Origin of the sequence: Streptomyces sp. P9(2023) (assembly GCF_032436795.1) — a bacterium.
GTDB lineage: Bacteria > Actinomycetota > Actinomycetes > Streptomycetales > Streptomycetaceae > Streptomyces.
Map to the genome: position 1 here is coordinate 1 of NZ_JAUPWM010000069.1, position 8,696 is coordinate 8,696.

The window sequence follows — 8,696 nt, forward strand, 5'->3', positions numbered from 1 at the left end:
GCGAGACCGTCAAACGCTCGGACCTGGCCGGACACTGCGGCTACGGCTTCTGCCGCAGCCACTCCCGCTTCTTCTGGCAGGCGTACTGCTGCACCGCCGTGCCGTTCGCCGTCGCGGCCGACCGCGCGTCGAGGCACTTGCCGCCGGCGGAGTTCACGACCGTGGACCAGTCCGAGGGCAGGGCGGCGGCCATTTTCGGGGCAGACTTCTGGACGGCGGCCTGGACAGGGACGGCCTGGCTGGGCTGGACGGCGGTGAGGGCCGAGGCCGCCGAGGCGGCGACCACGCAGGCCGCGACCCATGGCCGGGTGATGCGGGCCCGGTGTGCGCTGCGGCGAACCGCTCCGGGCGTTCGCGGGAATCGGAGCACGTCTTCTCCTGTGCCGGCTGTGCGGCATGAGTGGGGGGCTGGGCAGGGAGGGGGTGGGTCAACCGTCGTACTGGGCGAAGACGCGGGTGAAGTCCCACGGCTGCTGGGAGACGCCCGAGCAGGTGTCGGCGCCGCCTCCGGTGCAGGGTCGGTCCCGGTTGACGGACCAGAAGGTCAGCCGCGCGAGGTGGCGCTGCTGGGCGTAGCCGAGAATGGTGCGGAAGTCGTCGACCGTCACCGTCTCGCCGTTGTCGGTGATGCCGTTCATCGAGGAGATGCCGGTGTGCCGGTATGCCTGGTCGTCCGAGTACCCGTAGGCGTTCTTGACCGCGTTCTTGAGGCCCTCGGCCGCCTGGACGGTCAGCCGGCCCATGTTCTGGCCGGCGCCGCCGAAGTTGAACGGCATGATCGTCCAGCTGTCCACGGCAAGACCGGACGCGGCGGCCTTGCTGATCAAGCTGCTGTCGGGGCCGTTCTGCCCGGTGCCGAAGGTGACGTACACCTTGATGCCGGGATTGTTGGCCTTGACGGTCTTCAGCGCGTCGACCGTGCGCTGCTGCACGGTCGGGCTGTCGTACGCCGCCGCCTCGATGTCGATGTCGATCGCCTTGAGGCCGTACGCGTTGATGACCTTCTGGTACGCCGCGGCCAGCTCGCCCGCGCTGCCACAGGAGCTCTCCAGCTTATTGCCGCTCCAGCCGCCGAAGGACGGGATGATGTCGCCGCCGTTGGCGCGTACGGTGTTGACCGTCTGCTGGTCGACTCCCCCGGTCAACGGACGGCTGCCGTCCCACTGCGGCTCGCAGTATCCGTTGCTGAGGACGAAGGCGAGCGTGAACCACTTGACGCCGGTCGCGTTCGTCACGGTGGTGGGGCTCGGCGGGCTGCCCCAGCCGTTGTAGAGGTACGGCGCCACGGCCATGGATCCCGGCCCGGGCGCCGGGTCGCTTCCGCCGCTCGGCGCCGTCCACTTCTGGTTGGCGGCGCCGGTGCAGGTCCATATCTGCAGCCGGGTGCTGTTGGCCGAGCTGTTGCCGGTGGCGTCCAGGCACTTGTCGGCCTGCGGGTTGACAAGGTCGCGGGCCGCCGTTACCGACCACTGCTGGGCGGCGCTGCCGTTGCAGTCCCACAGCTGGGTCCGGCTTCCGTCGGCGATGCCGCCCGATGCCACGTCCAGACACTTGCCGAGTGCGCGGATTGTGCCGTCGCTGCCGACATTCCACTCCTGGGCGGCGGTGCCGTTGCAGTCGTAGAGCTGTACGGCGGCGCCGTTGGCGCTGCTCGCCCCCGCGACATCGACGCATTTACCGCCGATGCCGGTGATCCGGCCGGTGGCCGCTGCCGCGCCGCTCGCGGGAGCGCCGGTCAGACCGGTGACGAGGGCGGCTGCCGCCGCTGTGCCCAACACACCGCGCACGGTGGGCCTGCGCAGGGGGCCCGTGATCATCGGGTCACCGTCCACTTCTGGTTGGTGGCCCCGGTGCAGGTCCATATCTGCAACCGGGTGCCGTTGGCCGAGCTGCCGCCCGAGGCGTCGAGGCACTTGTCGGCCTGCGGGTTGACGATGTCCCTGGCTTCGGGGGTGGCCCACTGCTGGGCGGCGGAGCCGTTGCAGTCCCAGAGCTGGACCGGCGTACCGTCGGCCGTACCTCCCGACGCCACGTCCAGACACTTGCCGAGTGCGCGGATCGTGCCGTCGGAGACCACGCTCCAGCGCTGGGCGGCGGTGCCGTTGCAGTCGTAGAGCTGTACGGGGGTGCCGTTGGCGTTGTTGGCACCGGGTACGTCCACACACTTTCCGCCCATGCCGGTGATGGGACCGCCGCCTCCCGGTTGACCGCTGTCGGTGCTGACGCGGACGTAATCGACCAGGAGCTGCTGAGGGAAGACCGTGCTGCCATCGGGGTCCCCGGGCCAGTACCCGCCGACCGCGAGGTTGAGGATCAGGAAGAAGGGCTTGTTGAAGACCCACTGCTTTCCACCGAGGTCGGCGGGTGTGCGCCGCTGGTAGACGGTGCCGTCCACGGACCAGGTAATCGCGTTCGGGCTCCAGTCGACGGCGAAGGTGTGGAAGGCGTCGGCGAACGCCTGGCCGCCGGGCAGGGTGTACCCGGCGCCGATGCCGCCCGAGCCGGAGTAACCGGGGCCGTGGAGCGTGCCGTGGACCGTGGAGGGTTCGAAGCCGACGTTCTCCATGACGTCGATCTCACCGGAGTTCGGCCAGCCCACCTGGCCGATGTCGTTGCCCAGCATCCAGAACGCGGGCCACATGCCCTGTCCGCGCGGAACCTTCATACGGGCCTCGACACGGCCGTACGTCGTGGTGAACCTGCCGGCCGTGTTCAGCCGAGCGGAGGTGTACTCGCACCTGCCGTACCAGCACTGGTAGTTGCCCGGGTTCTCCCGGCGGGCGGTGATGACCAGGTGGCCCTGGCCGTCGAGGGCGGCGTTGCGGTTGCCGGCGGTGTAGTACTGGCGCTCGTGGTTGCTGACGTTGTCGCCCGTCTCGACCTGCCACTTCCCTCCGTCGACGGCGGAGCCGGCGGGCCCGTCGAAGTCGTCGGAGAACGTGACAGCGGCAGCCGCCGCGGGCGCGGGAGGCGGCGGCGCCGAAGCGGACGCGCCCGCGGCGAGGCCGGTGGACAGCGACGCGAGCGCGAGGACCGAGACCAGGGACAGCCGCAGGCGTCGGAATAGGCGTGGGGGGTGCATGAGTCTCCCTTCCAGGGAGCATGACGGATCAGAGCCGCATATGGCATGCGCATGACGAGCAAGGGGGCGCGCGAGCCCGAGGGGCTGCCGCGCCAACAGGGGGTGGGGTGTGGAGTCGGGCCGTAGGGTACTTAGTTCACTATGTGATTTAAGGAGTGAACGAAAACGCTGTCAAGAGCTTGGTATGGACCACATTCATGAACGCGTCGCATCAGGCGAACCGAAGTGCTCGACCAGTCCCCCTCCGGGAGGCCCGACATGAGGCCGTAACCGGCAAGTACCGCCATGGTGCACCGCCTTCGTGCGGGTGTCGCGGTAGTGCGCGGCCGGGTCCATGCCCCGCAGGCGGACCGGGACGCGAGGGCTTCCGTGGCGCTCGGTGGAGCGCCAGGCCGCGGAGGAAGCCCGCCATGATGCCCAGGCATACGTCGCCGTCTGTGACGCCATCCTCGCCTTCACCACCGGAGACGCAACGGCAGTCGGCGCGGCAGCGGCGCGCCTGGAGTGACGACGTCCTGAGCGCCTACAGCGCGGCCCGCACGGTGCGTTCCTCCGGGGAGTCGAGACGGCTCAGGACTCGCCCTGTTGGTCGAGCCCGCTTTGGAAGACGCCTTCCTGCGGCGCCAGGCACTGCCGGCCCAGCTGCGCCGAGCCGCATCAGCACCGGAACAACACCCCGGCGTCGGCTTCGACCACGCCACTGCCGCGGTCCTGGTAGCGAACATCCAGGCGGGAAGTTCGGCCTGGCCGCGTTTGCGGCGGTGCGGGATGACCAGGCCGGTGCCGGGGTAGCCGCCGTCGGCAATCGTGCGGGTCTTGCCGACGGCGGCCTCGGCGCCGGACTCCTCCCACGCCTTGCAGTCGTTGCGGTTCCCGGCGAGCGGCCGACCGACCACGACGACCAGGCGGGTATCGGCGTCGATGACGATCTGGTGGTTGGTGGAGTACCTGTAGTTCTTCGACCGCTCGGCGATGGCGTGGTCGGGTGGGGACCAGGGTGCCGTCCACGATCGGCACGGTGTCCTTCGCGAACTGCTTGCGGGGCTGGAGAGCGAGCATCGGCCCCCGATGTGGTCGGTGATCCGGTCCGCCGCCGACTTGGACACCCCGAACAGCGGGGCGAGCTGGCGCATCGTGAGGTCCGTGCGCCAGCAGGCCGCGACCAGCAGTGCCCGGTCCTCCAGCGGAAGGCTCCACGGCCGGCCCTTGCGGACCACGTCCGCGCCCTCGCGCCGCAGCACCGTCACCAGCTTCCGGAACTGCCGCGGGCTCAGCCCCGCGAAGGGGGCTATCCCTGGGTTCAACCGGTGCCAACTGGCCCCGGTTTGTGACAACTGAAATCTGTGGTCACAACCGGTCAGCGGCGGACGCGGGGCATGCCCAGGCCTATCCAGGAGATGATCTCCCGCTGGATCTCGTTGTTGCCGCCGCCGAAGGTGAAGATGACCGCCGAGCGGTAGCCGCGCTCGAGTTCGCCGTGCAGGACCGTGCCGGCGGAGCCCTCCTTCAGCGCGCCCGCCGAGCCGACGACCTCCATGAGCCAGGCGTAGGCGTCGCGGCGGGCCTCGGAGCCGTAGACCTTGACGGCGGAGGCGTCCTGCGGGGTGAGGGTGCCCTGCTGGACGGCGTTCACCATCTGCCAGTTGAGGAGTTTCATCGCGTCGAGCCGGGTGTGCGTACGGGCCAGGCTGCGGCGCACCCAGCCGAGGTCGATGACACGGCGGCCGTCGGCGAGCTTGGTGTCGGCGGCCCAGCGCTGGACGTCGTGGAGGGCCCGGATCGCCATCGTGCCGTGCGCCGCGAGGGTCACGCGCTCGTGGTTGAGCTGGTTGGTGATGAGCCGCCAGCCCTTGTTCTCCTCGCCGACACGGCGGGAGGCCGGGACGCGGATGTTCTCGTAGTAGCTGGCCGTCGTGTCGTGCGAGGCAAGGGTGTTGATGAGGGTGCAGGAGTATCCGGGGTCGCTCGTCGGGACGAGGAGCATGGTGATGCCCTTGTGGGCGGGGGCGTCCGGGTCGGTACGGACGGCGAGCCAGACCCAGTCGGCGGTGTCGCCGTTCGTCGTCCAGATCTTCTGGCCGTTGACCGTGTAGTGGCCGGTGGTCTCGTCGCCGTCCCGGACCGCACGGGTCTTGAGGGCGGCGAGGTCGGTACCGGCGTCGGGCTCGCTGTAGCCGATGGCGAAGTCGATCTCCCCGGAGAGGATCTTGGGCAGGAAGTACGCCTTCTGCTCGTCGGTGCCGAACTGCATGATCGTCGGGCCGACGGTGTTCAGGGCCATCAGCGGCAGCGGGACGCCGGCCTGGGCGGCCTCGTCGAAGAAGATGAACTGCTCCATGGGGCTCAGTCCGCGCCCGCCGTACGCGACGGGCCAGCCGACGCCGAGCCAGCCGTCGGTACCGAGCCTGCGCACGGTCTCCCGGTAGAAGCGCTTCTGGGCGGCGGGGTCGGCGTAGCGCGCGTGGACGTCGTCCGGCACGAGTTCGGCGAAGTACGCACGCAGCTCCTCGCGCAGGCGGTGCTGGGCGGGCGTGTACTCGAGGTGCATGGGGCCTCCCGTGGCGGCGTCCTGGGTACCGTGCGCGCGACGGCGGCCACGGTAGAACGTGTTTCACAAATGGGGAAGCCCCGCGGCGGACCCGGCGCGGGGTGGACCGACGCGGCTCGGGCGGGGGTGGACCGTCCCGGCGCGGCGCAAGTGGTCCGCCTCGGCGCGGCGGCGTGGACCGCCCCGGCGCGGCGGGGGGATGCCGGGCCGAGGCGGTCAGTAGCTGCCGGCGGGGGTCAGGGCAGGAGTTCGTCGAGGGAGGCGCGACCCTTCTCCGCCATGCGGCGCTCCGCCCACGCGAGGCTCTTCGGATTCACGTCACGTCCGGAGGCGAGGACCAGGTCCTCCGCCGTGTATTCGCCCTCCGACCCGGCATGCAAGAGGCGGTCGGGCGTCGGGCTCTCCCCCAGGGATGTCTTGTCGGACTCAGCGTTCATGCCGCCTCCTACTTGTTCTTCCGGTACCGGCCATTCTCGTGTCCGGTTCCCCGGACCGCATCCGGGCCGCTTCGCCGCACCGGTCGTCCCGTGTCGGTTCCGTGTCGGTCCCGTGTGGTTCCGTGTCGGTCCCGTGTCGGCGGGGGCGGGGAGGGTGGGGACCGCGCCACGCCGTGGACACGGGCCGTGGACGCGCCTCGGACACGCCGACGAAACAGGAGCCTCGATGACCCCGAAGCCGCCCGCCGCCCCCGCCCTGCCCCTCCGCCGCATCCTGGTCGTCGCCGTCCGTCCGGTCACCCCGCGCACGGTCCGGGTCACCTTCGGTGGCGAGTCCCTCGCCGATCTGACTCTCGCAGGCCCCGACCAGCAGGTGAAGCTGTACTTCCCGCGTCCCGGCAGGTCCGAGCCGGTGCTGCCCGCCCCGGACCGGGACGGTGACCTGATGCGCTGGTACGCGGCCTACGCGGCGATCCCGGAGGCCGAGCGCCCCTGGATGCGCAGCTACACGATCCGGGTCCACGATCCCGGCGCCGCGACCGTCGACATCGACTTCTACGTCCACGGTGGTGACGGCGGCCGATCGGAGCACGGGCCCGCGACACGCTGGGCGCGGGCCGCACGGCCCGGCGACACGCTCGGGATGTTCGGGCCGTCGGCGTACTTCGCCACGCCCGTGACCGTCGGCGCGGCGGACTGGTCGCTGCTGGCCGCCGACGGCTGCTCGCTGCCCGCCCTGGCGACCGTCGCCGAGGCGCTCCCGCCCGGCCACCGGGCCGTCGCCTTCGTCCAGGTCGCCGACGCGACCGAGGAACAGCCCCTGGTGACGGCGGGCGAGCTGACCGTGCACTGGCTGCATGGGGATGCCTCACCGGCCGAAGCGGTACGCGGGGCCGCCCTCCCGCCAGGCACGCCGTACGCCTGGCTCGCGGGGGAAGCCGGGGCCGTACGAGCGCTGCGCCGGCACCTGGTCAAGGAGCGCGGGTACGACCGGCGGGCCGTGCACTTCACCGGCTACTGGCGGCGCCACCTCACCCAGGACGACGCGCCCACCCCGGAGGACCTGGCCGAGGCGCGCGAGCGGCTGGAGTCGGCGGGCGGCGAGGCGGGGTAGGCCGGGGACCGAGGGGTCAGACCAGGGCGGCGGCCTCCCGTACGGAGAGGGCGCGGCCCTCCTCGTACAGTCGCCCGTACGTCGCCGGGTCGAGGGCCGCCCGCAGCGCCGGCTCCGCGTGGTCCCGCACGGACGCCTCGGTCTGCTCGGTGAAGGGGCGGAAGCCGGCCCCGCCCGCCTCCCGGCGGTGCGCGTCGTACGCGCCCAGCAGACGGGCGCCGTCCTCGGCGTCGTGCGGCGCGCCGCGCCCGGCCTTGGCCCAGGCCGCCGTCGGGAACACGCCGACCACGAGATACGGAGCCACCAGGTACGCGAGGCTCTCCACATCCCGTACGGCACGGGTCAGCTGCCCGGCCGCCTCGGCGTACGCGCCGTCCAGGCAGTCGAGCCAGCCGCGCAGTCCCCCGGTCAGGCCGACGAAGAGGTCGGGCGTGTCGCCCCTGAACTCCTCCCCCATGCGGTCGAGCTGCTCGCGGGCGAGGGCGGTGCGGCCGGTGTGTCCGTAGTGCTGGGCGAGGAGCAGCCTGGCCGTGCTGACCGGCTCCCCGGTCGACTCGGTGGCGGCCTCCTCGGCGGCCTCCACGAGGAGCTGTTCGGCCGCCGTGCGTGCTTGCTCGTCCGCATCGGGGAGCCGTAGCCGTACGGCGGCGAGCCGGGCCTTGAAGACGTTGGCCTGGGACCGGGCGCCCAGGCCGCCCGCCGCCGCCCGTGCGGCGTGCTCGTAGTCGGCGGCGGCCTCGGCGAGGCGGCCCGACCGCTCGTACGCCTCGCCGCGCGCGGAGCGGGACTCGGCGATGCCCCAAGCGTCCTGGACCTGCTCGAAGTGGGCGAGCGCCGCTTCGGCGTCGACGGGCCGGTCGCCGAGGAGTCTGGCCCTCAGGAGGTGGGTGAAGGCGAGCTCCCAGCCGAAGCCCTCGGCGCGGCAGGCGGCCAGGAGGGCGTCGAGGGTCTCGTCGAGGCTCTGGAACTCGCCGGTCATGAGGCGGACGAAGTACCACATGGTGCCCGGCTGACGGCAGTTCTGTGGCAGGCCGGGGCGGTACGCGGCGACGATGGCGTCGAGCCGGGCGCGGGTCTCGGGCTTTTCGAGGGCGGTGGCGCCCTCGCCGCCCTCGGCGGCGAGGACGAGCAGCCGGCAGCCGCGGCGCGCCTCCCACAGCTGCTCCTCCTGCCACGGCGGCGGCGTGTCGGTGCAGCGGTCGGCGAGCGGAACGGCGTGTCGTACGGGCGGGGCGAACGGGTCGGGGCCGAGGGCGGCCGCTGCCGACGCCCAGAACCGAGCGTCGGCCTGCCGGGCCCGGAGCTGCCAGAACCAGCTCATGGACAGGACGAGGCAGAGCGCCTCCTGCTCCGCCCCCTGACCGACGGCGGTCCGCAGGGCGGCGGTGACATTGCCGTGCTCCGTTTCGAGGCGGCGCAGCCAGACCGGCTGCTCACGGCCGCGGAGTGCGGGGTCGGCGTGGCGGGCGAGTTCGCGGTAGTGCACGAGGTGGAGCCGCTCGGCCTCCGCCCGGT

Annotated in this window: 6 protein-coding genes and 2 pseudogenes; 1 reads left to right on the forward strand and 7 read right to left on the reverse strand. The window is 71.9% G+C overall.

Annotated features, from left to right (window positions below):
* Positions 1 to 40: 40 nt before the first annotated feature.
* From Q5762_RS36420 to Q5762_RS36445, 6 genes and pseudogenes are all read right to left on the reverse strand, one after another.
* Entirely contained in the window at positions 41 to 370 is a 330-nt protein-coding gene (locus Q5762_RS36420; protein WP_399495497.1) for an RICIN domain-containing protein, read from the reverse strand.
* 58 nt (positions 371 to 428) lie between these two features.
* Positions 429 to 1,817 (reverse strand): ricin-type beta-trefoil lectin domain protein, encoded by a 1,389-nt coding sequence (locus Q5762_RS36425; protein WP_315896618.1) that lies wholly within the window; start codon positions 1,815 to 1,817, stop codon positions 429 to 431.
* Complete coding sequence (locus Q5762_RS36430; RefSeq protein WP_315896619.1) at positions 1,814 to 3,082, reverse strand: lectin; 1,269 nt, start codon at positions 3,080 to 3,082, stop codon at positions 1,814 to 1,816. The genes Q5762_RS36425 and Q5762_RS36430 overlap by 4 nt, the downstream gene beginning before the upstream one ends.
* 455 nt (positions 3,083 to 3,537) lie before the next feature.
* A pseudogene (locus Q5762_RS36435) lies at positions 3,538 to 4,386 on the reverse strand (transposase family protein).
* 53 nt (positions 4,387 to 4,439) lie between these two features.
* The gene (locus tag Q5762_RS36440; protein WP_315896620.1) at positions 4,440 to 5,630 is read right to left on the reverse strand and encodes an acyl-CoA dehydrogenase family protein; all 1,191 of its coding nucleotides are present in this window, start codon (positions 5,628 to 5,630) and stop codon (positions 4,440 to 4,442) included.
* 236 nt (positions 5,631 to 5,866) lie between these two features.
* Complete coding sequence (locus tag Q5762_RS36445; RefSeq protein ID WP_315896621.1) at positions 5,867 to 6,067, reverse strand: hypothetical protein; 201 nt, start codon at positions 6,065 to 6,067, stop codon at positions 5,867 to 5,869.
* 226 nt (positions 6,068 to 6,293) lie between these two features.
* Here Q5762_RS36445 and Q5762_RS36450 point away from each other — a divergent pair, with 226 nt between their 5' ends.
* On the forward strand, positions 6,294 to 7,181 hold the full coding sequence (locus tag Q5762_RS36450) for a siderophore-interacting protein (RefSeq protein WP_315896622.1): 888 nt from the start codon (positions 6,294 to 6,296) through the stop codon (positions 7,179 to 7,181).
* A gap of 16 nt (positions 7,182 to 7,197) precedes the next feature.
* Here Q5762_RS36450 and Q5762_RS36455 read toward each other — a convergent pair.
* Positions 7,198 to 8,696: pseudogene (locus tag Q5762_RS36455) on the reverse strand (AfsR family transcriptional regulator); the annotation flags it as partial.